20 protein-coding genes and 4 pseudogenes are annotated in these 26922 nt (G+C 62.2%); 16 read left to right on the top strand and 8 right to left on the bottom strand.

The window, feature by feature from the left end:
• Position 1: 1 nt before the first annotated feature.
• The 6 genes and pseudogenes from ACNJ7E_RS10370 to ACNJ7E_RS10395 form a co-directional block, all read right to left on the bottom strand.
• A protein-coding gene (locus ACNJ7E_RS10370) for an IS5 family transposase (RefSeq protein WP_418339763.1) occupies positions 2-911 on the bottom strand; the annotation gives its coding sequence in 2 pieces (ribosomal slippage) (positions 2-553 and positions 555-911; 909 coding nt in all).
• A gap of 48 nt (positions 912-959) precedes the next feature.
• Positions 960-1316, bottom strand: a pseudogene (locus ACNJ7E_RS10375) (enoyl-CoA hydratase/isomerase family protein); the annotation flags it as partial.
• 52 nt (positions 1317-1368) lie between these two features.
• The gene (locus ACNJ7E_RS10380; RefSeq protein ID WP_418339790.1) at positions 1369-2139 is read right to left on the bottom strand and encodes an SDR family NAD(P)-dependent oxidoreductase; all 771 of its coding nucleotides are present in this window, start codon (positions 2137-2139) and stop codon (positions 1369-1371) included.
• Between the two features lie 48 nt (positions 2140-2187).
• Complete coding sequence (locus tag ACNJ7E_RS10385; protein WP_016881758.1) at positions 2188-3333, bottom strand: thiolase family protein; 1146 nt, start codon at positions 3331-3333, stop codon at positions 2188-2190.
• 29 nt (positions 3334-3362) lie between these two features.
• Complete coding sequence (locus ACNJ7E_RS10390; RefSeq protein WP_029538845.1) at positions 3363-4574, bottom strand: acetyl-CoA acetyltransferase; 1212 nt, start codon at positions 4572-4574, stop codon at positions 3363-3365.
• Between the two features lies 1 nt (position 4575).
• Positions 4576-6006: an OB-fold domain-containing protein gene (locus ACNJ7E_RS10395; RefSeq protein ID WP_029538842.1), complete on the bottom strand. Its 1431-nt coding sequence runs from the start codon at positions 6004-6006 to the stop codon at positions 4576-4578.
• A 314-nt stretch (positions 6007-6320) separates the two neighbouring features.
• Here ACNJ7E_RS10395 and ACNJ7E_RS10400 point away from each other — a divergent pair.
• The 3 pseudogenes from ACNJ7E_RS10400 to ACNJ7E_RS10410 form a co-directional block, all read left to right on the top strand.
• A pseudogene (locus ACNJ7E_RS10400) lies at positions 6321-7556 on the top strand (IS630 family transposase); the annotation flags it as partial.
• Positions 7557-7578: 22 nt separating this feature from the next.
• Positions 7579-8437, top strand: a pseudogene (locus tag ACNJ7E_RS10405) (IS5 family transposase).
• Positions 8438-9168: 731 nt separating this feature from the next.
• Positions 9169-9348: pseudogene (locus ACNJ7E_RS10410) on the top strand (IS481 family transposase); the annotation flags it as partial.
• 109 nt (positions 9349-9457) lie between these two features.
• Here ACNJ7E_RS10410 and ACNJ7E_RS10415 read toward each other — a convergent pair.
• Positions 9458-10780, bottom strand: coding sequence for a TetR-type transcription factor C-terminal domain-containing protein (locus ACNJ7E_RS10415; protein ID WP_157180130.1), 1323 nt, complete (start codon positions 10778-10780; stop codon positions 9458-9460).
• Positions 10781-11119: 339 nt separating this feature from the next.
• On the opposite strand from ACNJ7E_RS10415, the gene ACNJ7E_RS10420 reads away from it, so the two are divergent.
• Genes ACNJ7E_RS10420 through ACNJ7E_RS10450 form a run of 7 tightly spaced genes read left to right on the top strand, consistent with a single transcriptional unit; the run spans position 11120 to position 17617 of the window.
• Complete coding sequence (locus ACNJ7E_RS10420; RefSeq protein WP_016881751.1) at positions 11120-12358, top strand: CaiB/BaiF CoA transferase family protein; 1239 nt, start codon at positions 11120-11122, stop codon at positions 12356-12358.
• Between the two features lie 37 nt (positions 12359-12395).
• The gene (locus ACNJ7E_RS10425; RefSeq protein WP_418339791.1) at positions 12396-13544 is read left to right on the top strand and encodes an acyl-CoA dehydrogenase family protein; all 1149 of its coding nucleotides are present in this window, start codon (positions 12396-12398) and stop codon (positions 13542-13544) included.
• Positions 13545-13601: 57 nt separating this feature from the next.
• The gene (locus tag ACNJ7E_RS10430) at positions 13602-14594 is read left to right on the top strand and encodes a hydroxymethylglutaryl-CoA lyase (RefSeq protein ID WP_037196646.1); all 993 of its coding nucleotides are present in this window, start codon (positions 13602-13604) and stop codon (positions 14592-14594) included.
• The gene (locus tag ACNJ7E_RS10435; RefSeq protein WP_418339792.1) at positions 14591-15853 is read left to right on the top strand and encodes an acyl-CoA dehydrogenase family protein; all 1263 of its coding nucleotides are present in this window, start codon (positions 14591-14593) and stop codon (positions 15851-15853) included. The genes ACNJ7E_RS10430 and ACNJ7E_RS10435 overlap by 4 nt, the downstream gene beginning before the upstream one ends.
• Positions 15853-16386, top strand: coding sequence for an FAS1-like dehydratase domain-containing protein (locus ACNJ7E_RS10440; protein WP_020476773.1), 534 nt, complete (start codon positions 15853-15855; stop codon positions 16384-16386). The genes ACNJ7E_RS10435 and ACNJ7E_RS10440 overlap by 1 nt, the downstream gene beginning before the upstream one ends.
• Before the next feature lie 8 nt (positions 16387-16394).
• Positions 16395-16817 (top strand): MaoC family dehydratase, encoded by a 423-nt coding sequence (locus ACNJ7E_RS10445; RefSeq protein ID WP_037196640.1) that lies wholly within the window; start codon positions 16395-16397, stop codon positions 16815-16817.
• Positions 16818-16849: 32 nt separating this feature from the next.
• The gene (locus ACNJ7E_RS10450; protein WP_016881745.1) at positions 16850-17617 is read left to right on the top strand and encodes an SDR family NAD(P)-dependent oxidoreductase; all 768 of its coding nucleotides are present in this window, start codon (positions 16850-16852) and stop codon (positions 17615-17617) included.
• A gap of 477 nt (positions 17618-18094) precedes the next feature.
• Here the strand turns inward: ACNJ7E_RS10450 and ACNJ7E_RS10455 are convergent, their stop codons facing one another.
• Complete coding sequence (locus tag ACNJ7E_RS10455; protein ID WP_016881744.1) at positions 18095-19225, bottom strand: acyl-CoA dehydrogenase family protein; 1131 nt, start codon at positions 19223-19225, stop codon at positions 18095-18097.
• Between the two features lie 218 nt (positions 19226-19443).
• On the opposite strand from ACNJ7E_RS10455, the gene ACNJ7E_RS10460 reads away from it, so the two are divergent.
• The 6 genes from ACNJ7E_RS10460 to ACNJ7E_RS10485 all read left to right on the top strand — a co-directional run bounded on the left by ACNJ7E_RS10460 (position 19444) and on the right by ACNJ7E_RS10485 (position 26922).
• Complete coding sequence (locus ACNJ7E_RS10460; protein ID WP_157180129.1) at positions 19444-19905, top strand: nuclear transport factor 2 family protein; 462 nt, start codon at positions 19444-19446, stop codon at positions 19903-19905.
• Positions 19902-21155, top strand: a complete 1254-nt coding sequence (locus tag ACNJ7E_RS10465) for a cytochrome P450 (protein WP_016881742.1) — start codon at positions 19902-19904, stop codon at positions 21153-21155. The genes ACNJ7E_RS10460 and ACNJ7E_RS10465 overlap by 4 nt, the downstream gene beginning before the upstream one ends.
• 99 nt (positions 21156-21254) lie before the next feature.
• Positions 21255-23381, top strand: a complete 2127-nt coding sequence (locus ACNJ7E_RS10470) for an acetate--CoA ligase family protein (RefSeq protein ID WP_051004148.1) — start codon at positions 21255-21257, stop codon at positions 23379-23381.
• A 115-nt stretch (positions 23382-23496) separates the two neighbouring features.
• Entirely contained in the window at positions 23497-24678 is a 1182-nt protein-coding gene (locus ACNJ7E_RS10475; protein WP_016881739.1) for an amidohydrolase family protein, read from the top strand.
• Between the two features lie 4 nt (positions 24679-24682).
• Positions 24683-25489 (top strand): SDR family oxidoreductase, encoded by an 807-nt coding sequence (locus tag ACNJ7E_RS10480; RefSeq protein WP_016881738.1) that lies wholly within the window; start codon positions 24683-24685, stop codon positions 25487-25489.
• Positions 25483-26922 (top strand): aldehyde dehydrogenase family protein, encoded by a 1440-nt coding sequence (locus ACNJ7E_RS10485; RefSeq protein WP_237724016.1) that lies wholly within the window; start codon positions 25483-25485, stop codon positions 26920-26922. The genes ACNJ7E_RS10480 and ACNJ7E_RS10485 overlap by 7 nt, the downstream gene beginning before the upstream one ends.

A 26922-nucleotide genomic window follows, 5' to 3' on the forward strand; every position in this document is an offset into this window, starting at 1 on the left:
ACTAGGACATGTCTCCTAATAGTTTGAGCCACTCGACGATGCCGGCGAGCAGGAATCCGGCGCGGTAGGTGAGGGCGAGTTTGTCGTAGCGGGTGGCCACCGCACGCCACTGTTTCGCCTTGTTGAAGGCCCGTTCGACCACGTTGCGCCCCTTGTAGGACTCCGGGTCGAAGTTCGGTGGCCGCCCGCCCGCGCGGCCCTTGTTCACCCGGTTCGCTGCCTGATCGGTCTTCTCCGGGATTACCGCCTTGATGCCTCTGCTGCGCAGCAGTTCCCGGTTGGCCCGTGATGAGTACGCCTTGTCGGCCCGGACCTCGTCGGGGCGCGTGCGGTGCGCTCCGCCGGCGAGCCGCGGGACGCAAATACCCTCCAGCACGTGGGCGAACATCGGACTGTCACCGGCTTGGCCGGGGCCGACCAGCACCGACAGTGGGCGCCCGTGACCGTCGCACGCCAGGTGCGCCTTGCTGGTCAACCCGCCCCTCGACCGGCCGATGCCGTGATCGGCAGGCTCGTCACGCAGGTTCGTGTAATTCGGTAGATCCCCCTGTGTGGCGGGCGGCGTTCGCGCCGTGCTGATGGACACGGACCACCGTGGAATCGACCGATACCGCCCAGTCCAGGTTCCCGCCGGCGTCGGCCATCGCGACCAGGGCTGTCAGCACCCGATCCCAGGTTCCGTCTCCGGCGTAGCGGCGATGCCGCTTCCACACCGTCTTCCAGGGCCCGAAATGCGACGGGAGATCCCGCCAGGGCACCCCGGTCCGCAGTCGATACAGCATCCCCTCGACCACCACACGATTGTTCCGGAACTTCCGCCCCCGGAGCCCATCGGAACTGGGCAAGAGCAGCGCGAGCAACTCCCACTGCTTGTCCGTCAACACCTCAAACCGATCAACAACGTCTGCCACACCGAAGATTCTGCAGCACAACACCACAAATCATTGGGAGACACACCCTAATTCGGTTCCGCCACCCAGTGCCATTCCATTGACCGCTGCAATCGTCGGTTTCGAGATGTGGTGCGAGACGTAGCCGGCGAATCCCCAGGCGGCTCTGTGCCCTTCGGTAGGGACGATGTTCTCTCCGCGTGCGATTGCTTTCAGATCAGCACCGGCGCAGAACGCCTTGTCTCCGGCGCCAGTGAGGACCACGGCGCGGATGTCGTTGTCCTTCTCTGCGGATTCCATGGCGTCACCCACAGCTTGATTGACAGCTGCGTCGACGGCGTTGCGGGCGTCGGGCCTGTTGATCGTAATGATCAGAGTGTGTTGATCCCGATCTAGCGTGACCGGGGCAGAGGTGTGACTGGACAATTTAGCTCCGATTCTGGAGATCGAGCTACACTAGCGCTCGATGAGGCCGATGCTACTTGAGACCGAATCGCTGGGCACCATCTATTCGGACGGTTTCGCCGTTGATGTAGTCGTTTCCGACGACGAATGACACCAGATCGGCGTACTCGGTCGCTCGCCCCATTCTCTTCGGAAACGGAACCGTGCGACCCCAGGTTTCTTCGGCCTGCGCTTCGTCCATTTGAAATGCGGGCGTAAAGAATGTTCCGGGAGCGATGGTCACGACACGGACTCCCACCGCGGACAGGTCCCGCGCCGCGACCAGTCCGAGGCCGACGACGCCACCCTTCGCGGCGCTGTAGTCCGACTGGCCGACTTGGCCTTCGAAGGCAGCAATGCTTGCCGTGTCGACGACGAGCCCGCGGACTCCCGATTCGAGCGGTGGCAACGCGGACATTGCACTAGCTGTTTGGCGTAGAACGTTGAAGGTTCCGGAGAGGTAGATCGCGATGGTTCGGTCGAACAGCTTCTGTGGCATCGGCGAGCCGTCCCTACCTAGAATCCGCTGTTGTGCGACGGGACCGCCGTGAGCATTGACCGCGACGCGGAGTTCGCCGAGTTCGGTTGCGGCCGCGACAGCGGCAGCAACGGAGGCATCGTCGGTCACGTCGGTCCGAACGAACCTAGCGGCACTGCCCAGGTCGGCGGCGAGCTTTTCGCCTTTCTCTTCGGACAGGTCGGCGATGATGACCCGGGCACCGTCACTGACGAGGCGACGGACCGTCGCCTCGCCGAGACCGCCCGCTCCACCAGTCACAATTGCTGATTTTCCTTGAATCTCCATCGTATTGTTCCCTTCGTGGTCAACTGGTCCATCGATGCGATCGAGTGATCAGAGAAGCTCGAAGATGGTCGCATTGGCTTGGCCGCCGCCTTCGCACATCGATTGGAGCCCGTATTTGATTCCGTGGTTTCGCATGTGGTGTATCAGCGTTGTTGCGATGCGTGCTCCCGACCCACCCGCGGGATGCCCGAGTGCGATCGCGCCGCCCAGCGGATTGAGCTTGTTCTGATCGGCGTCGAAGTCGCTCGCCCACGCGAGCGGTACCGGGGCGAACGCCTCATTGATCTCAAAGGCGCCGATGTCCGAGAGCGAGAGTCCGCTTGTCTTGAGCGCCTTCTTGGTGGCGGGAATCGGCCCGGTCAGCATAATCATCGGATCGGATCCGGTCACAACGGCAGTGTGAACCCTGGCGAGTGGTGTGAGGCCATGCTGTCGGGCGTTCTCGCTCGTGGTAACCATCAATGCTGCTGCACCGTCGGAGATCTGTGACGAATTGCCCGCGTGGATGACTCCGTCCTCGGTGAAGGCGGGTCGGAGGGTGGCCAGTGCCTCCGCGGTACCGCCGCGTCGGATTCCTTCGTCGCGGGCGACGACACCGGTCGGGGTATGGACCGGAACAATTTGCTCATCGAAGGCGCCCTCGTCCTGAGCGACGGCAGCGCGGGCGTGCGACCGAAGTGCGTACTCGTCGAGCTGGTTGCGGGACAGATTCCAGAGGTTCGCAACTGTTTCGGCACCCACACCCTGATTGGCGGTGGCACCGTACCGGCTCTGCCATCCGTCACCCGAGAACGGGTCGCCACCGAGCGTGAATGCCAGTCCCATCGTCACCCGTGACATCGATTCGACACCGCCAGCTACCGCGAACTCGTAGTGCCCCGCGATTACACCCGCAGCGGCGAAGTGAATTGCCTGTTGAGACGAGCCGCACTGCCGGTCGATTGTCACACCGGGTACATGCTCTGGCCACCCGGCGGAAAGGATTGCGGTTCGGGCGACGTCACCGGTCTGTTCTCCAACCTGACCGACGCAGCCCCACACGACATCGTCGATGATAGCGGTATCGAGGCCGGTTCGCTCGGCGAGCGCAGTGAGGACCACCGCGCTGAGGTCGGCTGGATGTGTGTCGGCGAGCCCTCCTTTCCTTTTCCCGACCGGGCTTCGTAGGGCTTCGACGACAACGGCGTCACGCATGTGAGACCTCCATATTGATGGCCGGGGGATTAGGAATTTAGTTCGGTTCCGACGATCGAGACGAACGACACGCACTCACCGGGTCCACCGCCGAGGTTGTGGGTCAGCCCCAGCTTCTTTCCCTCAACGAGAGTGCCGATGCGGCGGTCCTCCGGGGCCTCGCCACGCAATTGCAGCCAGCACTCGAACAACATTCGCAGACCGCTCGCACCCACGGGGTGCCCGAATGCCTTCAGACCGCCGTCGGGATTGACTGGAAGCTCTCCGTCGAGATCGAAGGTGCCGGAAAGTACCGCCTTCCAGGCAGTTCCGCGGTCAACGAAGCCGAGATCTTCCATCAGCACGAGTTCAGTGACTGTAAAACAGTCGTGAACCTCCGCCATCGCGATCTCGGTACGCGGATCGACCACACTCGCTTCGGCATAGGCGTTGCGCGCCGAAGCGACTACCTCGGGAAACGAGGTGAAGTCGTATCCGGGGTCGACGTTGCCGTCAGCGGCACCCGACACCAGAGACAACGCTTTTACGTAGAGGGGATTGTCGGTATACCGATGCGCGTCCTTCGCCGGGACCACGATAGCCGCCGACGCACCGTCCGACACACCCGAACAATCGAAGATCCCGAGTTGTCCCGCAACCAAGGGCGAACGGGAAATGGTCTCGAGCGACACCTCCTTGCGGAACTGCGCGCGCGGATTGGAGGCCCCGTTGCGGTGATTCTTCCATGCGATCCTGGTCAGGACAGTCTTGAGTTCGTCACTGTCCACACCGTACTTCTCGGCATAGGCTGGACCGAGTAGGCTGAAATTTGCTGGTGCAGTGGTTGTTCCGAGGGTTCCGCCTGTGGCGTCGGACGGAATCGAATGTCTGAGTAATCCTGAATAGCCCGAGTCCTTGAGCTTTTCTACTCCGACCGCCATAGCCATGTCGTAGGCGCCACTTGCTACGGCGTAACACGCATTGCGCAGTGCCTCCGATCCGGTCGTGCACATATTCTCGACGCGGGTTACTGGTTTTCCACGTAGCCGCAATGGTCTGCTCAGGCTCAGCCCTGAAACCCCGGACAGGTAGGTTCCCAGCCAGAAGGCATCAACGTCCTCCAGTGCTACGCCGGCGCTAGCGGTCGTCGAACTTACGGCGTCGAGAATCAAGTCGTCGGCCGAGCGGTCCCAATGCTCACCGAATGTGGTGCACCCCATGCCGATGATGGCAACTTGATCACAAATTCCATGCGAAGCCATATCAGCTCTCCTTGGTCTGGCGGCGGGCCGGCCGGGCTTTCCAGAAATAGTTGTGAACACCGTGGGAGGTCATGAGCCGACGGAACGTCATCTCGACGGCGGCTCCTATCGTCGGGGATTCGCTGCTGTCCGTCAGTTCGCAGCGGAAGCGGCCACCGCCGTGAAAGTCCACTACAACGGCAACCATTGGAGGGCTGGGGGTATAGGCCAACCGGTCTACGGTGAAGGTGGCCACGCGGGCCGGAACGTCTGCCATCGGCTGTAGGGTCGCATCGTCGATGGCGCCACAGCCATAGCAGACGCGGACCGGCGGCAGGCTGACGGTCTGACACCGATCACAACGCGACCCATGGAAGCTGTACTTCCACTTCTCCGATCGGTGGGTCGGCGGCGCTGCCGGTGCCTCCGGCTCCGGCCGTCGGGGCGGCTCACGGCGCAGAGTTCCTTTCCATGACAGGTAGGTGGCGTAACTCAGCGAGTCGTCACCGGCCGCAATCTGTTCGGCGACCGTCAGCGTCGAGGCCAGCTGATTTGCGAGGTGTTCGGTCGTGCGCAGAATCAGGGTGGAAGCGCCATCGGCAAGCAGAACCAGCGCGATCGTTTGTCCCGGAGTTGCGCGGTCGAGTACGTCAGCGAGCAGGACGCCGGGCTGGGCAGTTCCAGGGTTGCCGATCGACGTGGTGAGATCTGGTGCGATGGCATCGGGACCGGCGCCGCTCGATGCGGCGAACTGCCGGACCGCTTTCGGGGACAGTCCGCACACGACAAGGTGGTCGACCTGGTCAGCGCCGATTTCTGCCTGGTCGAGAGCTGCCGAGAAGGAATCGGTTGCGAGGGGCGCGTACACATGTTCGCCGAAGCGCTCTTCCCATACCCGCGACGTAGTGTCGCTGGGCAGCCGCCAGCGGTCGAGGAATTCATCGGTTATCGAGGCGTGCGCAATGAGCTCGGCAATGACCGGGGCATCAGCGGTTCCTGCCCCGAACAAGAGTGCTGCCGCCGCATCACCGCCCTGCCGTTCGTCGGCCCCTCCGGGCAACCCGGTTCTTACGTCCGAGAGAAGCGCGAGAGCAGGTTCCGTCGACTCGGCAGCGGCGAGAACAGCGCCGATGGACGATCGAGGTGCCCCACCGAGGTCGACTGCCAGCGCCCTCGCGGGAAGACTGAGTGCTGCGTGGATTACAGCAGCATTTGTCTTGTCGAGATACGGAGGATTGGCGGTGGCGAAGTACACGCGCCCCGGCGCGACGGTCCCGGGGAGACCGCGCAAGGCGATGCGGGCGGCCTCGACGGCCATGGACGTCGTGTCTTCGTCGTAGGCGGCGACCGAACGAGACCCGGGCCCGCCGGGCCCGCCTAGGACCGACCCGATTTCTTTTACGCGCAGGCGATAATGCGGTATGTACGCACCGTATGCAATGAGGCCGCTCACGTGGCTCCTTTGTGGTGTATCAGATTTTGATTAGAATCTAATCTAAATCTTGTTAGGTAGCAATGACGGACGCAGCTGTCCGTGGTGAGGCGGCGGCGGTTTCGCGGCTGACGCCGTCCTGTCACTGGAATCACAGCGGCAAAAGCACGAGAGAGCGGTGCTTGAGTGTCACTCGGATCCTGGTTACGCGATAAGGGAACCAAGATTCGAACGCGAGGTAGGGGGGTGCCGGCTTGAAGCGCGGGCCCGGCCCTGTCCCATGATTTGAATCTGGATTCGATCACGGTGTGCGGGGCTAGTGTGTCGGTCCTGAAATGATCGATGTAATTACCTATGGTAGTAGGGTGACGGATTCAGGGCGTGGTGCCGAGCTTGCGTTGACCGATGACGAGCGTGATCAGCTTCTGGCGTGGTCTGGGGGATCGTCGAGGTTGGCGGTGCGGGCACGGATCGTGCTGGCGTGTGCCGAGCCCGGGGTGGTGTACGACCGGGTTGCCGCTGATCTGGGCGTGACGACGATGACGGTCAGTAAGTGGCGCACACGGTTTGCGCAATCGCGGGTCGGCGGATTGCGTGACGAGCAGCGTCCGGGACGACCGAAGTCGGATCTGGTGTTGACCGAGGGCGAGCGGGAGCAGTTGACCCGTTGGTCGCGGCGAGCGAAGACCTCGCAGGCGTTGGCATTGCGGTCGAAGATTGTGCTTGCGTGCGCAGCGGGTGCGTCGAACAAGGAGGTCGCCGAGGATCTGCGGATCACGGCCGGCACCGTGGCTCGGTGGCGGCGCCGGTTCGTCGCCAATCGGCTCGAGGGCCTGGTCGACGAGCCCCGCCCCGGTCGGCCGCCATCGATCCTGCTCGACCAGGTCGAGGACGTGGTGATCGCAACGCTGGAACAGACGCCACCGAATGCGACGCACTGGTCGCGGACGTCGATGGCGAAACGAACCGGGCTGTCGCGCACGACGATCGGCCGAATCTGGGGCAAGTTCGACTTGAAACCGCATCTCGTGGACGGGTTCAAACTGTCGAGTGACCCGCAGTTCGTGGACAAGGTCGTCGATGTCGTCGGCCTCTACCACCACCCGCCGGAGAAGGCGGTGGTGCTGTGCGTGGACGAGAAATCCGGTATGCAGGCGCTGGATCGATCCCAGCCGGTGCTGCCGATGATGCCCGGCATGCCCGAACGCCGCAGCCACGACTACACCCGCCACGGCATCACCAGTCTCTTCGCCGCCTTCAACATCGCCGACGGCACCGTGATCTCCGAGATCCACCGGCGACATCGCGCGGTGGAATTCAAGAAGTTCCTGATCGCCATCGACAAGGCCGTCCCAGCCGAACTGGACATCCATCTGGTCTGCGACAACCTCGCCACCCACAAAACCCCCGCCATCCGCGCCTGGCTCCAGCGACACCCCCGATTCCACCTGCATTTCACCCCGACCGGATCCTCCTGGATCAACCAGGTGGAGCGATGGTTCGGGCTTCTCACGGACCAGCTGATCCGCCGCAGCGTCCACAAAAGTGTTGCGGCACTGGAAAAAGACGTCCGCACCTGGATCGGCCAACAAGATTTCCGATGCCCTGTGGACTGTGATCGAACCCGTCCTCCCTTCTCTGACGGGACGGAGTGGACGTCCGTGGAACGATCAACGGTTGACCCTGGAGGGAATCGCCTGGCGATTCCGCACCGGGTCACCGTGGCGCGACCTGCCCGAACACTTCGGTGCATGGCAGTCGATCTGGGAACGGCATCGCCGCTGGTCCGACGACGGCACCTATATCCGGATGTTCGCCGCCGTACGGGCGGCGGCCCCCGAACGAGAAGAACAGCTCGAACGTCTACTGTCGATCGACTCGACCATCGTCCGCGCCCACCAGCACTCCGCCGGCGCCCTGACCGATGCGCACACAGGGGGCTCGGTCGAATGACAAGAATCTGGCCAACGAACCCGCCGACCACGCACTCGGCCGCTCCCGCGGCGGTTTGAGCACCAAGATCCACGCTCTCACCGACACGTTCTGTTGCCCGTTGACGCTGCTGCTCTCGCCGGGACAGGCGGGCGACAACCCCTACCTGGCACCGCTGCTCGACGCGCACCGCGCCCACGACACCGAAGCGTTCCGGCTGCTGGCCGACAAGGCGTACTCGCACCCGAGTACCCGCGAGAACCTGCGGGAACGCAGAATCTCGCACACCATCCCCGAACGCCGCGACCAGATCCGTCGACGCAAGGAGAAGGGATCGGCCGGGGGTCGACCACCGGCATTCGACAAGGACCGCTACCGCGAACGCAACACCGTCGAGCGTGGTTTCGGGCGCCTCAAGCAGTGGCGTGGCATCGCCACCCGCTACGACAAGTACGCCACCACCTACCTCGGTGGCGTACTCCTCGCTGCGCTCGTCATTCACCACCGCGTCCGCAATTAGCAGACACTCTCTAGCCGCGGGCTAGCCGGCGCCTCTCTGGTCAAGTGGGGACGCATTCCGGCGGAAGTGGCCTGTGGTGGTTCGAGAACCGACTTCGCTGAGCGCCGATGCGGGGAGTCGGTCGGCCGCGCAGAACGTGAGAGTCGTCCTCGAGTATCCTTCCGGGCTCGCCACCACGGAATGTCTGGCGTCACGACCGCGAGAGAGCTTGGTGCCCGAGCGTGGCCGCTGCCCGCGTCGACGCCCGGACCGCGACGCCGGAGAACACCTCGATCAGGGCCGGTATAGGAGGCGAACGGGCACGAACTCGGGATCAAACAGGAATTCAACAAACCCGTCGCCCCTGGTGGAAAGCGGACAGTCGAACGACTCAACCGGACTTGCATACCACGTCGCCACGGCATAATCGGAGGCCTGGCGCCGCGCCGCCGAACGGTTTCCAATGCTCACCGGCAACCCGCCAAGAAATGGGCCGGCCGTCATCGAAAAGGTGGGCGATGAGGCGATGCGGGACCGCTCGTTCCGTCCACACCACAGCCCGCACCGCGCCGCACCGCGTCGCGAACTGAACGGCGGATCGTCTGACTGCGATTCACCCGCCGCTGGGCCGGTCGGCTACTACCTGCATCTGGCCCGATCCACCGTCGAAGCGGCCTTGCGCCGATATCGGATAAGAACAACCGACACACAAGCCGGGCGTAGCGGTGTTTGGCGTTCTCGCAGACCAATGGGAGCGCTTCAATCGCACCTTGGCCGCCGCCGAGTGGGCGTACGCCGAGACGTATCTGTTCCGAGGGGATCCTCTCGGCGACCTACCAGTCCTGGCTCTATCACTACAATCACCACCGACCCAAACCGGAATCGGCGGCAAGTCGCGTCGGCATTCCAACGTCCCCAGGAATAGCATCTAGCTCCAGGATCAACCATCACTCCAGGCGGCAAGTGCGCTCGCCGGCCGGATCAGCGCGCCCTGCCCTGGATGAACCAATTACCTACCGAAGGCTCGCTGGACCAACCCCCTTACGCAGTAGCTGCTCTGATCTTGGCGGACGTCAGTTCACCTGCGATGCCGTCGAAGACAAGTGTCGAAAACTGGATCGCGAGTTGTTCAGGGTTCAGGTCTCCATCAGCGCTGTACCACTCGACTGTCCAGTTGAGAGCGCCTGTCATCAACATGGTGACAACCATGGGGTCGAGGTCGTCGCGGACCTCGCCTGCGGTGATCGCCTCGTTCAGGAGTCCACGCCAGTAGTCCAGGTAGGCCCGCTGGTTAGCGACGGTCTGTTCACGCACCACGTCGGAGATCTGTCCGAGGATTCGGACTAGCGCTGACGTGTACATGCTGCTCCGAAGTACCGAGAGTAGGTGGGCGGTAAGGACTGTGGAGAACCTTTCGAGCGCTGAAGCGGTCGCTGGCAGCGCATTGACACTCGTGCGGGCAAGATCGTCGGTCCGTTTCCAGGCGGCGAGTAGCAATTCGCGGACGAGGTGCTCACGGGAGTCGAAGTAGTAGTACATGCTCCCGGTCTGAATGCCCGCCGCCGCCGCGACATCCGCCAGGCGTGTCCCGGCATAGCCATTCTGGCGGAACACTTTTGCCGCACCGTCCAGTATCCGTTTCGCACCGTCTGCCATGTCGTCCTGGCGCTCCGCGCTCAGGAGTACGGTCGACTCCGCGGATTTGACGGCCTCTAGTTCGCCGTCCAATGGCCGGAGTCCGCTCGATTTCGTGATGGCGAGACCTTCCAGGAACAAGGACTCGAATTGCTGCTTGAACGCTGCTGCAGACAGGCCGTCTCGGCGCGGTCGAAACCAGTCGGGGACGGAGTTCATCGCGCCGAGCAGGAGCATGCGCAGTACTGAACTGTCGAGGTCGGTCCGGATTTCGCCCGACTCGTGAGCGTCGTTGACCAGTCCGCGCCAGAATAGGCCGTACTCGCGTTGCTCATGGAGACGACGCTTACGGATCTCCTCGGGCACCTGTCCGATGATCCTAATCGTCGCTGCCGTGTAGTCGCCGCTCTCGAGCGTGGAGTCCAGATGAGCGTCGATCGCTTCCCGTAGGCGATCGAGGCAAGAAGCGTCATCGGAGAGGGCCGCGACGCGACGTCTGACGTAGCCACTCGTGCGTTCTTGGCCGACTCTGAGGACCTCCTCGACCAGTTCTTCACGTGAGGGGAAGTGGTAGTACAGACTCCCGGCCTGTGTGTCTGCTGCGGCGGCCACGTCGGACAATCGCGTACCCGCGTACCCCTTTGTGCGGAAGGTGTGTGCTGCAGAGTCTAGGATCCGTGCCCGCGTGGCCATGGCCTTCTTGCCTGGCCGGGTTCGTCCACCACTCATGATTCCCTCCCCATCGCTCTCTTGATGCTGTGGCGACGGACTCCGCGCCTCGCATTGAATCTGTATTGGATTCGACCAGCATACCGACTCCGTTGAGTAAGTGTGCGTCACCTGACCAGGCGGACTGTCATGTGGTGCGGCATGTGTACATGCCGACAGTCCATGTAAACCACGGTAGCGGGCCCATGCTGCGAGGTCGTCGGATCCGGGTCGCCGAGCCTCGCATTCGAAGCCTTGACCCTGCAGCGGTTCGTCATTAGATTAGAGCCTAATCTGGATTAGGTTAGAATTCTTCTATCGTCCGTCCCTTCCCTCAGTTGAGGAGCTCTGGAGAAAAGTATGATCAGGCTCTTGGAGGGCATACGTGTCCTCGAATGCGCATTGCTTCCCACTGGCGACCAGACGAGCCGGTTGCTCGGCGATCTGGGAGCAGACGTAATCAAGATAGAACGACCCGGTACGGGCGATTACCTGCGCGAACTGGGAGATCGCATCACGCCGCAGAACAGCGTCTTCCATCTGTTGTGTAACCGCAATAAGCGCAGCGTCGAGCTCGACCTCCGTAGTGACGAGGGTCGAAAGATCTTCTTCGAACTGCTTCGGACCGCTGACGTCTTCGTCGATGGATTTGCCGGCGATGCGTGTGACAAGCTCGGTATCGGGTACGCGGAGCAAAGGGCCGCCAAGCCGGACATTATCTACACCCAAGCAAGCGGTTTCGGTGCGCGCGGTGACTACAGCCAGATTCCCGTGCACGGCTACATGATGGGTGCTGTCGCCGGGCAATCGCAGTACGATGTGTCCGACGAAGGTATGGTGACCGAGGTTGTGGCGCCTGAGGGCGTGTATTTCTCCGGCTCGATCGACGGTCCGCTTTCTACCGCACTCTACGCGGCACTGACCACAGTCGCGGCAGTGCGTCACCGAGACAAAACCGGTGAGGGCGCATATATCGACGCGGCCGGAGCCGATGCGGTGCTCGCAAACCAGAGCCTGGATGCAGTCATGGCGTGGAACTACGACCAGATTACCGACCGCCGGAATCCGCCCCCGCCCGTCGGCCTCGACCCGCGGAGGCGACCGAAGTACACGTACTACCAGACCAAGGACGGTAAGGCGGTTCTGCTGGCCGCGATCGAGCACAAGTTCTGGGACAATTTCTGCTCCGCGGTCGGACGCCAAGATCTGACCGATGTCAAGAACACCACCTTCGCAGTCGACTTCGCCGACGGTGGCCGAGCGGATCTGTTCGACGAGCTCGCGCCGATCTTCCGCTCCAAGACAGTTGCCGAGTGGATGGACATCGCGCGCGAGCACGACATTCCGCTGTGCCCGGCCAACTCCAAGAACGACACGTTGGCCGATCCGCATCTGCGAGCTCGCGAGATTGTGCACGAGTCGGTCCATCCGGTGGCCGGACCGTACCGGAGTACCGGATGGCCGGCGCCGGTCTCGGGTCAGCCCTTCGACATCGGACAGCCGGCGCCAGCCCTCGGTGAGCACACCGACAGTGTGCTGGAGCAGCTCGGCTACAGCGAAGAGGACATCAGTGCACTGCGTAAGCGCGGAGTGATCTGATGACCGGCTCGAGTAGCTCCACCTGGGCGGCTCGCTGATGAAACGTACAATTTTCGATGCCGAGCACGAGATGTTCCGCGAAAGCTTCCGCCAATTCCTGGACAAAGAGGTGGTGCCTTACCACCTGCAGTGGGAACGCGACGGCATAGTCCCTCGTGAACTGTTTTACGCGGCAGGAAAGCTCGGATTCCTCGGGATGGACGTGCCGACACAGTACGGCGGCGGCGGGGAACCGGACTTCCGCTACAACTACGTGATCCACGAGGAAGTGCAGGCCGCGGGGGTGAACGCCTCCGGCCTAGGCATGTCACTACACAATGACACAGGGATCGCCTATCTGCTGCACTGCGCAAACGAGGAGCAGCGCGAGCGGTGGCTGCCTGGGGTCGTGACCGGCGACCTGATCACCGCGATCGCAATGACCGAGCCAGGGACCGGATCGGATCTGGGCGCGGTGCGAGCGACTGCGATTCGCGACGGCGAGCACTACGTCCTCAACGGATCGAAGACGTTCATCACCAACGGAATCAACGCCGACATTGTCATTGTTGTCGCGAAAACGGATCCGTCCAAGCGAACCGGTGGTTTGAGCCTCATCGTCGTCGAGCGTTCTCAGGTCGGCTTCACCCGCGGCCGCCGGCTCGAGAAGATCGGAATGCATGCGCAGGATACTGCAGAACTCTTCTTCGAGAACGCCCGTGTTCCGGCTGCGAACCTTCTCGGCGAGGAGGGAGCCGGGTTCCACTATCTGACCCAGAATCTACCGCAGGAGCGCTTGGCGATCGCGACAATCAGCGTTGCCGCAGCACGTGCAGCTCTCGAGTTGACTCTCGAATATACGAAGGAACGCACGGCATTCGGACAGAAGGTCGGGTCATTCCAGAACAGCAGATTCTCGCTCGCCGAGATGCATTCCGAGATCCTCATCGCGACGACGTTCGTGGACGAGTGCGTGCTGGCTCACAATGCAGGCGAACTCAGTGCCGAGGAGGCTGCTGTTGCAAAGTGGTGGTGTAGCGATCTGCAAAACCGTGTCGTAGACAGATGCCTGCAGCTGCACGGTGGATATGGATATATGAGCGAGTACCCGATCGCGCGGGCTTTCGTCGACGCCCGAGTGCAGCGTATCTATGGCGGTACGAACGAGATTATGAAAGAGATCATCGGTCGATCCCTCGGGGTGTGACGTTGATGGATGCGGGCACATCGGCGATTCGAAGCCGTTGAGAGAGTGGAGACGAACATGGTGATGCACACCCCGACCCAGGTTCCGGCAGCGGGTCTGCCGAACGCGGTCACTATCTACGAAGTTGGCCCCAGAGACGGGTTGCAAAACGAAAAGGAGACGATCCCGACATCGGTCAAGATCGAGTTCATCGAGCGGCTCGCCGGAGCGGGCCTGAACACGATTGAAGCCGCTGGGTTCGTACACCCGGGGCGGGTCCCACAACTGGCCGATGCCGAGGCCGTCCTCGACGGTCTCGACTTGGGTTCGGATCTGCGGTACCCCGTCCTCGTACCCACCGTCAGCGGGCTGAAACGTGCACTCGGACGGGGAGTGGGTGATATCGCGATCTTCGGTAGCGCCACCGAGACCTTCTCTCAGCGCAACCTCGGCCGCAGCATCGATGAGTCGATCGAAATGTTCGCACCAGTAGTTGCGATGGCGCGGGAGGAGGGTGTCCGTGTTCGTGGCTACGTCTCAATGTGCTGCGGAGACCCGTGGGAAGGCGAGGTGCCGATCGACAATGTGGTCGCTCTCGCCGGTCGGATGATGGCACTCGGCTGCACTCAACTGTCACTCGGCGACACCATCGGAGTAGGTACGCCGGGGCAGGTTACCGAGCTGATTGGTGCGTTGGTCGACTCGGGAATCGGCATCGAGGCCATCGCCGTGCACTTCCATGACACATACGGGCAGGCATTGGCAAATGTGCTGGCGGCCCTCCACTGTGGAGTTCGCACGATCGACAGCTCGGCCGGTGGACTCGGGGGGTGCCCTTTCGCGGAGAGTTCAGCAGGAAACCTCGCGACGGAGGACCTCGTGTGGATGCTGCACGGTCTGGGTATCGAGACCGGTGTAGATCTTCACGCGCTAGTCTCGACGAGCCTGTGGATGGCTGAACACCTCGGCCGCCCCAGTGTCTCACGCACAGTTCAAGCACTCGCAGGCTACTCGTGTCCACCCCTGGGACAGGACGATGCCGGTGTAAGCCTCCTCGAGGTGCAGCGATGACCGATCTCGACGGATCTGTGGACACTCTGCGGGTCGAACTGCAGCAGTGGGTAGCGAAGAATGCGCCAAAGGGGCTGCGGGAGTTGATCGATTGGAGACTCCGAGCTGACCTCCCCGGGTCGGTGGGCAGTCTGCAGGGCGAGGAGGAACTCGCTCGAGCACAGGAAGACCCACTGTTCAAAGAGTGGGAACAGCGCTGTCTGGAAGCTCGTCTGGTTTGTCCGGCGTGGCCGGAGGAGTACGGCGGTCGTGGTTGGAAAGCGCCGCAGATGACCGCGTTGGACGAGGTCTTTTACCAGGCGGGATTACCTCGGGTCGATCGGGTTCAGGGCGAGTCGATGGTTGGACCATCGATCATCCTGCACGGAACGGACGAGCAGAAGGACTACTACCTGCCTCGGATCATCTCCGGCGAGCACCGATACTGCCAGGGTTTCTCCGAGCCGGGTTCGGGATCGGACCTTGCGTCGGCAAAGACCCGCGGCGTAGTGAATGACGACTCTGTGACGATCACCGGCCAGAAGGTATGGACCTCTCGTTTCGCCATCGCCAATATGATCTTCGTCCTGTGCAGGACAGATCCCAGCGCGACGAAGCACCGAGGGCTGTCCTACGTGATCACAGAATTCACACCCGGATCGAACGGCATCGAAGTCCGCCCCATTCGCCAGATCACCGGTGCCGAGGAGTTCGCCGAAGTTTTCTTCGACGGGACAGTGGCGCCGCTCTCGGGCGTAATCGGCGGATTAGGCAAGGGCTGGCAAGTCGTGCAATCCACCCTCGGATTCGAGCGGGCGGCCGCTGGGCGCGCGACGACGATGCTGCTCCAGGCGCGCGAGCGGGAACTCGAGCAGTTGGTGCAACTCGCGCGGAGCAACGGTAGGCACAAAGACCCAACGGTGCGTCGAGAACTCGCGTGGGCGAAAACACAGGTGACGATCTTGCGCAGCAGCTGGATGCGGACTGTCGCAGAAGTCGCCGCCGGAAGAGATCCGGGTCGGCAGATGTCGACCTGGAAGCTCGGATGGAGCGAATATCACCTCCGTCTAGGCGCGATCGCTCTTGAGATCGCAGGCACTGCAGCCCTCGTTCGACCGGACGACCCCGGCTATGCCGTCGACGCCTGGCAGGACGTCTTCTTGGCCGCGCACTCAGGGACGATCTATGCAGGTACGAGTGAAGTCCAGCGCAACATCATCGGTGAAAATACACTTGGGCTTCCGCGTGAGCCTCGAGTGCAGGACGGGGCGCGGAGCTGATGTCTGCGGAGAATGAGCGAAGCGAAGCGAAGACAGTCGTAACCGATCAGTCCGAGGGCGGATTCAGCTTTCCCGTTGAGGCCGGCCACATCATGATGTTCGCTCGTGCCTTGGGTGATGACAACCCTGTCTATTACGACGAGGGCGACGAGGAGACTCGCCGTCGTGGCGGAATCACGGCACCACCGACATTTGTTGCGGCAGCAGCACAATTCGACCCGGACTGGCCCTATCGTCCTCGGGTGGGGGTGGAGTGGAACGGCTCGGGGCGAGGCCCGGGGACGGCACCGGTGTCTTCGGGTGGGGGAACAAGTCTTCATGCCGAGCAGCACTATGAATATCATGTGCCGCTCCGCCCCGGCGATGTGCTGCGTGTCGATCGGGAGTTGGGTGACTCGTGGGAGAAGGAAAGCCGGCGTGGGGGAAAGTTGAGGTTCTCCGAGGAGGTCACCCGCTTCGTGAACCAGCGTGGCGAGCTCGCCGTCACGGCGCGCCGGGTTCGCGTTGTTACCGAGCGCACCGTTGAGGAGTGAGGACCAGCATGTCCACGAAAATTTCTGAGCTGTCCGTGGGTGACACGAGAGAATTGGTTGTCGTAGAAGATCTTTCGAGAACCCAGATTGTGATGTATGCCGGCGCGTCGGGAGACTACAACCCGCTGCACAGCGATGAGGTCTACGCCGTCGAGGTTGCAGGGTATCCCTCGGTGATCGCCCATGGTCAGCTGACCATGGGACTTGCCGCGAAGCTCTTCACCGATTGGATTGTCGATGGCGAGTTGACCGGATTCGGTGTGCGTTTCCAGCGTCAGGTGTGGCCCGGCGACACGCTGACAGCTACTGCCACGATCACGGTAGTCAACGACGACGAGGGTTGCAGGGTGGTCGAGCTCGACCTGGCAACTGTCAACCAGGCCGGGCAGCCCGTAGTCACGGGATATGCCCGGTTACGCGAGTGCAACTGATAACGGCGGATACGCCGAGGTGGAGGAATAGAGTGGACGACCTTGGAAAGATCGGATCCGGAGAGCGGACGGTACTCGTCGCCGGTGGTAGCGGTGGAATCGGATCTGCCATCTGTCGCGCGCTGGCCCGGGATGGCTACGACGTTGCATTGACCTACCGCCGAAACGCGGAGGCCGCTGAGCGCACGGCAGAATCGGTGCGAGAGCAGGGAACCAAGGCGTGGGTGCATCAGCTCGATCTGACTGACGCGCCGAGTACCCGCGCCTTGGTGCGCGGCTTGCCACGACTCGACGCGGTGGTGTACGCGGCAGGCCCGCAAATACCCATGCGCTACACCGCCCAGATCGAGCCCGAGTTGTTTGCGGAACAGCTACAGCGGGATGCTGCGGCGTGCTTCAATCTTCTGCATCCAGCGATCGAACCCCTGCGAGCGAGCCGAGGCTCGGTAGTATGCCTGGTCACGACCGCATTGCTTCGCTACGCTACCCGGGATCTGTTGTCCGCAGCTCCCAAGGGTGCCGTAGAGCAGGTGGTGCGCGCGATCGCCGCCGAGGAGGGCAAGTACGGGGTTCGAGCGAATTGTGTCGGTGTCGGTGTCATTCAGGCCGGCCTCTTGGAAGACCTTATCGAGAGCGGCGAATACGACAAACGAGCACTCGAAGCGGCGACTCGTGCGACTCCGCTTCGGCGATTCGGATCGCCGGAAGAGCTGGCCGACGTGGTGGCATTCCTTGCGGGACCCCAATCCTCCTACGTCACGGGACAGACCATACGGGTCGACGGCGGATACTCCGTCTGAACAAGCGGTTCGGCGTGATGCGGGACCGACGAGGTTCCATGCATGCTCGGACGAAAGTAGTGTCGGGCCGCCACCTCGAGCGCGGGAGTTTGTTTCGCCCCTGGGGGAACGACCTTCCTTGCGACATGGTCGCTCATGTGGCGCCCGAGAGATTGTTACCCCCATTCTATCTCGCAATGCTTCTCGGGCTCGCGTTCCGCACAACATTGATTGTGCGGACGCGTGGCTCTTCGCTTGGCTGTCCGGCGTCGGTGATTGGGCAAAACTGCGCGCGCCAGTGCGGCTCAATTCCAACTGACGGGGGCCAATAGCGGTCGCCGCCGCGGCAGCGAGTCATTGTGTTCGATCGCACGCGGGGATGGGATCTAACCATCCCCAGGGATGTGGGGTCCATGAAGCACATCCCCGGCATGAAAACCACTCCGGCGCTGTGTGATACACAATCACTGAGGAGCCCCAATCGGTGGAGGAACAGACTCAGAGACCGATTCCCGCGGCGATCAGATCCTGCTGGTATCCGATGCCACCGAAGAGTGCTTCGGAGCTCTTTGCACGCTTGAGGTAGAGGTGAGCGTCGTGCTCCCAGGTGAAACCCACGCCGCCGTGAATCTGGATGTTTTCACTCGCAGCACGGGAGAAGACCTCGGAACAGTGGGCGCGAGCCAGGGCTGATGCCATCGGCAGCTCGTCATCCGCGGCGGCGGCGGACAAGGCGTAATACGCTGCGGACCGTGCGGATTCGACCCCGAGCAGCATGTCGGCGCACCTGTGCTTGATCGCTTGGAAGCTGCCGATCGGTCGTCCGAACTGCATCCGCATCTTGGCGTACTCCACCGACATGTCAAGGCAGCGAGCCGCTCCACCGAGCTGTTCGCAGGCGAGACACACGGCGGCGAGTTTGAGTGTGTGTTCCAGAGCTGACCACCCACTTCCGATCTCGCCAAGTAGTTGGGCAGGGGTTCCATCGAACTCCACCGTCGCCAATTTGCGGGTCTGATCGAGTGTCGGCAGTACGCGTCGCGTCATGCCGGGCGCGTCGTCGCATTGCACGACGAAGAGAGATACTGCGTCGGTTCCGATGCTGCCCGGTGTACGCGCCGAGACGATGATTGTGTGCGCAGTGTGGCCATCCACGACCAGGGTCTTGAGCCCCTGCAATCGGTAGTGAAGGCCGTCTGGGGTGGCTTCCGTGGTGACCACGCCGGGCCGCCAGGTGTCGGTGGTCTCAGTGAATGCAAGTGCGCCGCGGACCTGGCCGCCTGCGATACCGGGAAGCAGTAGCTTGCGCTGTTCGTCCGTGCCGCAGGCGAGTATCGCATTAGCGGCCAGGACCACCGAGGACAGGAAGGGCACGCAGAGCAGTGCTCGGCCCATCTCCTCAAGCACGAGGCCCGCTTCGATCACTGTGTATCCCATTCCCCCGTAGATCTCAGGGATGAAGAGCGCCTGCAGCCCCAGCTCCTTTCCCATCTGATCCCACACTGCAGTGTCGAAGCCGTCCTCGGTGTCCATGAGTCGCCGAACCTCGGCAACCGGAGACTTCTCCTCGCAGAATCTGCGGACCAATTGTTGAAGTTCGCGCTGCTCATCGGTGGGGGCGAAGCTCACGGTTGTCCTCTCTGATGGCCACTCTCGATCGAACGTGGCGTGGTACCTGATGCGAACGTAGTGCCTAATTTAGAAAAGAGTATCGCAACATCGGTAGCTTAACTAGGTGCTTGTTCCATTGACTAGCGTTCGAAATCTGTGTAGAAAACGAAGTGTTACGTTGCCGTCCTTCCAGTACGGACGGGCGGCCATGCATTCCCGTGAGAGGGTGAGCGCTAGTGACAGTGAAGGACAGCATCACGGTCGTCCGGGAGTTCACGGACGGCCTGCGGGCGGGCGACGTCCCCGCATGCCTCGATCTTCTGGACGAGGCGAATGTGTTTTCCGAGGCGGATAGCCTTCCCTTCGGCGGCGACTACGTAGGTAGGAATGGTTTTCTCGGCATGCTCCGCGCCGTGAACCGGGACTTCCGTGTCGACCTCGAACAGCCGGAGATCGCAGCGGCAGGATGCCGGATCCTAGTGACGGTTCGCGGGATGTTCACATCACGCGTGACAGGACGAAGTCTGGCCTTGGACTGTGTCGACCTCTATCAGGTGCGAGACGGCAAGATCGTCCGCGTCGATGTCTTCTACAAGGACTCCCACGCGCTCACCGAACTCTGTCGAGAAGAGGTCGCGGCGGCAGCAACTGGGCAACCCCATTCCACCACTCCCGACGATCGAGACGAGTTCAGGTGAACGACCAGCAGATTGACAAGATGAGCGGTGGTTGCAGCGCGCTCCAGGCACTGGGGCACGACTACGATCACTACGACCCCGAGTTCGCGTTGGATCCCCATGCGGAGTTCGCGGCCCTACGAGCGAAGTGCCCTGTGGCGCACACGGACAACTACGGCGGCTTCTATGTGGTGTCGAAGTTCGACGACGTCGCCGAGGTCCTTCATGATGCGACGACCTTTTCGTCGTGGCCGGCGGACACTCCAGCGACGCCGGGGCACACCAGGCCGTTGATTCCGCTTGAGGTGGATCCGCCCGACCATCGACGCTACCGGATGATCGTCGATCCGCTGTTCCGACCCAAGGCGATCGAGCACATCGCGGAATCGGTTCGTCAGTACGCCATCGAGTTGGTCGACGGAATGCTGGAGTCGAAGGAATTCGACTTCATGGCCGAGTTCGCCCAGCCGTACCCCAGTGCTGTGTTCCTCCGTCTGGTCGGACTCGACTTCAGCGTGGAGCAGCGAGACCAACTGTGCGAGTGGGCAGGGACTATTCTGCATACCACCACACAGGGCGCTGAGCACGGCGATGTCGAAGCTCAGACCGCAGCCAGGCTCGACGCAGGGAAGGCGCTACACAACTTTCTACGCGGACTCGTGGATGAGCGACTCGAGACGCCGGGCGACGACATCATCTCAGTGCTGATCAAAGCTGAGATGCCGGGGCAGCGGAAGCTCGACTACCGAGAAATCCTCAACTTCGCTTACGTCTTGGTGTTGGCCGGGCTCGACACTGTCACGACGGCAATTGGTTTCAGCTTCATGCATCTAGCACGCCGACCTGATCTACAGGATCAGCTCGCCGCCGATCCGTCACTGATTCCCGGGACCATCGAGGAATTGCTTCGGTTCGAACCCATCGTCCATGCCAGCCGCACGGTCACCGAGCGGAAGGTCATCAGTGGCGTCGAGTTGCAGCCAGGCGACCGGGTTGTGTTGCCACTGGCATCCGCGCACCGAGACGAAGACGTCTTCCCCGAGGCAGACCAGATCCTTATCGATCGCACGTCGGACAAGTCGATGGTCTTCGGAGCGGGTAGCCATCGTTGTCTCGGTTCGCATCTCGCGCGTCTGGAGCTGACCATCGCCTTCGAGGAGATCTTCCGCCGTATTCCGCGGTTCTCCCTTCCTGAGGATGCGAAGCTCACCGCACACGGTGGCCAGACGCGAAGCCTCGCCGTTCTGCCTTTCCGCACGTGGCGTGACTGATCGACTGCGTCCCCACGCAGAAAAATCTTCGTCAACACATTTCGCACTCGTCGAGTACTACAAAGCACAGGAAGGCACACAGACATGGTGGTTGAGCAGATGACGCCCCCGGCGGAGGTCGGGGAGGGTTCCTCGCAGTTACGAGGAGATGTCGTCAAGTATTTCCTCGAGCCATCCTCTGTTGCCGTCGTGGGTGTTTCGACCAGTACGGGACAGGCATACAAGGCCGGGGGTCGAGCCGTCCTGGATCATCTCGGAGTGTACGGCTACGAAGGTGAGGTCACGGTCATCCATCCGACGGCTACCACCGTCGAGGGTCACCCGGCTCTACCATCGCTGCGGGACATGAGGTCGGCGCCAGACGTCGTGGTCATCGCTGTACCGTCGGGAGCAGTTCGAGGTGTTCTGGAGGACTGTGCCGCCATCGGGGCACGTCAGGCTTTGATTCTGACGGCAGGATTCGCTGACATGGGCGAGGCCGGCCACGAGTTGGAGCGATCGCTACTGAGCTATGCCGAGGCGCAGGGCATCAATGTTGTCGGTCCCAACAGCACAGGGCTGGTGACTGTGCGCACTGGTTTGGCGATGAGTATGACCTCGGTCCTCACCGAAGGTGAGCCCATTCCGGCAGGGCGGATTGCAGTGATCGCGCAGAGCGGCGCAATCGGTAGCACGATCGTTGAACGTGCGCGCAATGCAGGTGTCGGCATCTCCCATATCGTGAGCACCGGCAATCAGCGCGACATGGACATCCCCGACTTCATCTCCTACTTCGCCGGTCTGCCGGAGGTAGACACGGTTGCGCTGTATATGGAGTCGATTCGGGACGGGCAACTGTTTGCCGCTGCGGTACGCGAACTCGACGAGGCCGGCAAGCGACTAATCACCTACCTTGGCGGACGCACCGCGGCCGGTGAGCGGGCGGCCGCGAGCCATACCGGCAAAATCGTTGGCCGCGGCGCACTGGAGTTGGGCTTGTTGCGGGCGCTCGGCGTCACCGTGGTGGACGACCCCGACGATTTGTGGGTCCTGGGAGCGATGAGCGCTCACGGTCGGGAATTTCCCCGACAGTGGGGAATGGTCGCCTACTCGGGAGGTATGGCGGTGCTCGCGACCGAGCAGCTCTCCACCGCAGGGGTAGTCTTCCCCCCGCTTGCTCCGGACACCGTCGACACGTTGAAGTCCCAGCTACCGAACTTCGCGAGTATCCCGAACCCATTGGATGTGGGGCCGGGTTCGATGCCCGTCCACTTCGGAGGGTACTTGGCGGCAGTCGCTGAGGATCCTTCAGTCGAGGCCGTGTGCGTACCACTACCCATGGGTGCGAGAGGCTGGAACGCCCAGAGCGTCAAAGACATCTTGGACGTGCGACACAACACCGGAAAACCCGTCGTAGTGCTCTGGTACGGAGGTCACGCGGTGCAGGCCCACATCAAGGAACTCCGCGAAGGCGGAGTTCTGGTTGCGGAGAGCCCCTCGGATCTCGGCCGGGTCGTTCGGGCGTTGATAGGTCCTGAGCGGGTAGTCGCATCAGGGAGCGCGGCACCGACCGAGGGGGCAGGGCATGCGTCCGCTCCGGCGACCATCGGAGGCGCTACCGCTCTGCAGCTTCTGGTGGACCACGGACTGAGTGTCGCGCCGATGGCTGTCGGTGACCACGCGACGTCAGTGGCAGCTGCCGCAGATAGTCTCGGGTATCCCGTGGTGGTCAAATCTGCCGATGACGACATCGCGCATCGGACCGAACTCGGACTCGTCGCGGTCAATCTGACGAACCCCGCTGATGTAACGGAGGCCGTCACCCGAATGGATGGGGTCGTGTCTCGCCCGGAAGGCGCACCCGCACCGACCTGGTTGGTGCAGAAGATGATCAAGGGCGGGGTCGAACTCGTGCTCACCGTCCGCGATGCAGACGATCTGGGAATCTTCGGCAGCGTCGGCGTCGGAGGTGCCGCGGTGGAGGTGCTCCGTGACGTCGAGCAGGTGCCGATTCCCTGTGATCTGGACACCCTCCGGAAGGCGCTGTCGCGACTGCGGATGGCGGAATTGATATTCGGATTCCGTGGCAGCAAGCCGCTCGACGACCGCTGGATCCTCGAGACGCTGAACCGAATGGGTGATGTGGTCCGCGAACACGGGCTGGCCGAAATTGAGATCAACCCGGCAATTGTCGACGAAAACGGAGGGACGATCATCGACGCCCTCTGTGTCCGCGCAGTTCGATAAACACCTTGTAAAGCCACCAAATTCTGAGTAGATTTAGATTTGTCCGATCACGCGGATGTGGCTCCTCATTCCGACAGAGGAGTATCACTCTGCCAACGCGATGTCTGGAGAACCCATGAGCGAGACCGAACTTCCCCCCGTACTCGATACCGACCAGCACTACTACGAGCCGCTCGATGCTTTCACTCGGCACATTCCGAAGGAGTGGAAGGAGCGCACCGTCCAGACAGCGAATATCGACGGTAGAACCCGGCAGATCGTCGGTGGCAAGATCGACCACACCGTTACCAACCCGACCTTCGATCCCATCGTGAAGCCGGGAGCGATGGCTGATTACTTCCGGGGAAACCCCGAGAAGCGGTCGCTGGTGGAGATCCTCTCGGATCGTGAGCCGATTCCGTCCCACTACCGCAACAGGGACGACCGAATCCTCAAGATGGATGAGCAGAACCTGCAGGCCGTCTGGATGTTGCCCTCGTTGGGAATGGGCTACGAGGAGGCGCTGCAGCTCGATCCAGAAGCCGCCGGCCAAGCATTCAAGGCGTTCAACCGGTGGTTGCTCGACGACTGGGGATACAACTACAAGGACCGTATCTTCGCTTCGCCTTACCTTGCGTTCGGGGACGTGGACACCGCCGTAGGGGAGGTCGAGCACGGTCTCGCGAACGGGGCACGCATCTTCGTGGTCCGCGCGCAGGCCGTGTACACCGACGGTGGATGGCGTTCCCCCGGATCGGAAGTATTCGATCCGATCTGGGCACGTATTCAGGAGGCAGGCGCGACGGTCGTCGTCCACGTGGGCGAGGTTGGCGGCTCGGGTCTGGACAAATACACGAGCTACACCGGAAACATCATCGGCGGCATTGCATCGCCACTGCAGATCGCAGTCGGTCACGAGCGGGCCATCGCCAACTACTTGGCAGCGGTAACCTGCGACAAACTCTTCGAACGGTTCCCGGACCTGCACATCGCCTCCGTCGAGAACGGTGCGGAGTTCCTTCCACTGCTGGTGTCGGGCCTCAACCGTGCAGGATTCCAGCGACCGGGCTACTTCGCATCGGACCCGGTCGAACAGTTCAGGCAGCACGTGTGGGTGGCACCGTTCTGGGAGGACAACCTCACGGAGGTCGTGCACCACCTCGGTGCGGAACAGGTGCTGTTCGGCTCGGATTACCCGCACCCGGAAGGGCTCGCCGAACCGCGCCAGTACGAGAAGGTCGCCACGGAACTGAAGGACCCTGTCTCTGAGCGCAAGGTCATGTGGGACAACGCGGCGAAGCTCACGAAGCTCATCTGATCGGATGGATCCCGCAGGTAAGGTCGTCGTTGTCACCGGGGGAGCCGCTGGCATGGGTGAAGCCATGTGTCGGCGGTTCGCCGCCGCGGGCGCTTCGGTGGTGGTCTCGGATATCGACGCCGAGGGCACATCCAGAGTCGCCGCAGACATCGGAGCTCTCGGGGTCGTGGCGGATGTGTCCGATGAGTCCCAGGTGATTCGGCTGGCCGAGGAGACCATTCGTGAACTTGGCCGTATCGACGTCTTCGTGTCTAACGCCGGTGTTCTGTGGGGGGAACCACACGACGGTGTGACTCCGCTTCACGCGCGAGGGAATCCGTGGGCCTCGAATGAGGCATGGCAGCGAGTCTGGGACGTCAACGTAATGCCCCAGGTCTACGCGACGCGAGCGGTTCTGCCGCACATGGTGGAGCGCGGATCGGGATATCTGATCCAGAACGCATCGGCCGCTGGATTGCTGACCGCGCTCGGGAACGCGCCATACGCCACCAGTAAACATGCAGTCCTCGGTCTTACCGAGTGGCTGTCGATTCATTATGGCAGCAAGGGGATTCGTGTCTCCTGCATCGTCGCTGAAGGAGTCCGTACATCAATGCTGCGCGGAGCGCAGGGGGAGTGGTTTGCAGTGGCCGGTGCAATCGAACCGGACGTGGCTGCGGACTGCGTCATCGACGGGATGAGCAAGGAACAATTCCTGATATTGACCCACCCCTCCGTTGAGAAGTACTTCCGCGGGAAGGCCGCCGATTACGACGATTGGATCTCGAAGATGCGCCGGTTACACGCCAAGACACCTGGACTGACATCATGAACGCCCTCGATCGTGAGCACGTCTTCATCGACGGAACCTGGCAACGTTCGGCAGGTGGCGACATCGAGGTCCATTCCGCGATAACAGGTTTGGTGATCGGTCGAGTCCCTGACGGTGCCGCCGAGGACGTCCAAAAGGCCGTCGCCGCCGCCCGCGCCGCGTTCCCCGCCTGGTCGCGAACCGCACTGGCTGATCGGCTGGACCTCCTGGCGAAGTTGGCGACCAAGGTGGACGAACGCGCAGACGAGCTCGCCCGGCTGATTTCGGCCGAGGTGGGGACACCGTTGCGGGTCTCGACTGCAGTCCAGGTCGGACTCCCTCGAAGGGTTCTGCAGAGCTATGGCGAGCTGATGGAGGACTTCCAGGTCGAGGAACAGGTCGGCAACTCTCTGGTGCTCCGCGAGCCGATCGGAGTCGTCGCCGCGGTCACCGCGTGGAACTACCCACTGCAGCAGGTCCTGGGGAAGATCGGTGCCGCCCTCGTCGCAGGGTGCACCGTGGTTCTCAAGCCCTCCCAAGTGGCGCCCCTGAGCGCGTTCATTGTCGCCGACTTGATCGAAGAGATCGGGTTTCCGCCCGGGGTCTTCAACCTTGTGTCCGGCCGGGGACGTGTCGTAGGCGAAGAATTGGTCGGTCACCCGGACGTGGACATGGTGACATTCACGGGGTCGACTGGTGCCGGCCGCCGGATTGGTGAAGTTGCGTCCCGGACAGTGAAGCGGGTCGCGCTTGAGCTGGGCGGGAAATCAGCCAACGTCATCCTCGATGACGCCGATTTCGCGCAAGCCGTGAAAGTGGGTGTCGCGAACTGTTTCACGAACACGGGGCAGACCTGCACGGCACTCACCAGAATGCTTGTGCCCCAGTCGCGAATCAGCGAGGTGGAAGAACTGGTCCGGGCGCGCCTGCGCAAGTATGTTCTCGGCGACCCTTTGGACCAGGCCACGACGATGGGACCGCTGGCATCGGCCGCGCAACGCGACAGCGTGCGTGAGTACGTCCAGGTCGGTATCGACGAAGGCGCCACCCTCATCCATGGTGGGCTCGAGGTCCCGATAGGTGTACCGTCGGGATACTTTGTGACGCCGACCGCTTTCTCAATGGTCACCCCGGACATGCGGATTGCCCGTGAGGAAATCTTCGGACCGGTGCTCTCGATTCTGCCGTACGGCAGTGAGGAAGAGGCGATCGAGATCGCCAACGACAGCGAGTACGGGTTGTCCGGAGCCGTCTGGTCCGGGGATCGCGAACGCGCGCTCCGGGTCGCCCGCCAGTTACGTACCGGTGCGGTCGACATCAATGGCTCGTTTTTCAACATGCTCGCTCCTTTCGGGGGTTATAAGCAGTCGGGTAACGGTCGCGAACTGGGCCATCACGGATTGGCTGAGTTCTTCGAGTTGAAATCCGTGCAACAGGCGCCACAAAATTCATGA

The organism is Rhodococcus mengyinensis (assembly GCF_048381435.1).
Classification (GTDB): domain Bacteria; phylum Actinomycetota; class Actinomycetes; order Mycobacteriales; family Mycobacteriaceae; genus Rhodococcus_F; species Rhodococcus_F opacus_D.